The organism is Arthrobacter sp. NPDC057009 (assembly GCF_042673905.1).
Taxonomy (GTDB): domain Bacteria; phylum Actinomycetota; class Actinomycetes; order Actinomycetales; family Micrococcaceae; genus Arthrobacter.
Map to the genome: position 1 here is coordinate 1 of NZ_JBHUSB010000058.1, position 1073 is coordinate 1073.

The 1073-nt window shown below is 64.5% G+C and carries 1 protein-coding gene; it reads right to left on the reverse strand.

Annotated features, from left to right (window positions below; genetic code table 11):
* Positions 1-964 (reverse strand): IS481 family transposase (locus ACFTR6_RS22090; RefSeq protein ID WP_377959482.1); only part of this gene is annotated, 964 nt, incomplete at its 3' end.
* Positions 965-1073: the final 109 nt, after the last annotated feature.

The following is a 1073-nucleotide window of genomic DNA, read 5'->3' on the forward strand; positions in this document are numbered from 1 at the left end:
TGTATTGACCTGAGAGGTTGGTGACGCGGCTGACCGGTGTCTGACCTTTGAGGGCGGTGTGGGCTCGGTGGTGATTGTAGGCATGGAGCCAGTCGGGGAAAGCGGCGACACGCTCGGCCTCTGAGCGGTACGGGCGGATGTAGGCCCATTCCTCGAGCATGGTCCGGTTGAAGCGTTCGACCTTGCCGTTGGTTTGTGGCCGGTAGGGGCGGGTGCGTTTGTGCTTGATGTCCGGGCCCAGGGCTTCAGCGAAAGCGCGGGACCGGTAGCAGTTCCCGTTATCGGTCAGGACGCGCTGGACGGTGATTCCGTGGGCGTTGAACCAGGCATTGGCCCGGGACCAGAAGGCTGCTGCTGTTTCCTTTTTCTCGTCGGTGAGGATCTCGCTGTAGGCAAGACGTGAGTGGTCATCGACGGCGTTGTGGAGGTAGTGATAGCCGGGCCGGCGGTTGGCCCTGGTGCCGGTCTTGTTCTTCCACCCGGCGGTCCTGCCCAGGACCCGGTGTCCGCCGCCATTGGGGATACGGCCAAGCTTTTTGATGTCGACGTGGACCAGGTCCCCGGGCTTGTCGTGTTCGTAGCGGCGGATCACCCTTCCGGTGCCGCGATCGAGCCAGGCCAGTTTCGCGAGCCGGTAGCGGGACAGCACACGATGGACGGTGGAGGGGTGGATGCCCAGCAGATAACCGATCCTGGCAGGGCCCCACCGGCGGTTCACACGGAGGGCGATGATCCGCCGCTCGGTACGCGTGGCAGTCCGCCGAGGCGAAGAGTGCGGGCGGCTGGAGCGGTCCTCCATTGCTTCCGGTCCATGCTCGCGGTAGCGCTCAGCCCAGCGCGCAGCGGTCGGGACCGAGACCTGGAACCGTTCCGCGGCCCGGCGCAGACTCCAACATTGGTCAACGACACACTGCGCGAGCTGCAGCCGGCCACGGGGCGTCAGAAGAGCGTTAGGGTGGGACATGAAGACCTCCGTGCGTGGAATTGGACTCTAGACAAGCCCCACTCCACCCGGAGGTCTTCTTCATGTCACCGAACCACGCCGAGCGTCACTAACGTCCGTGGTCAATACA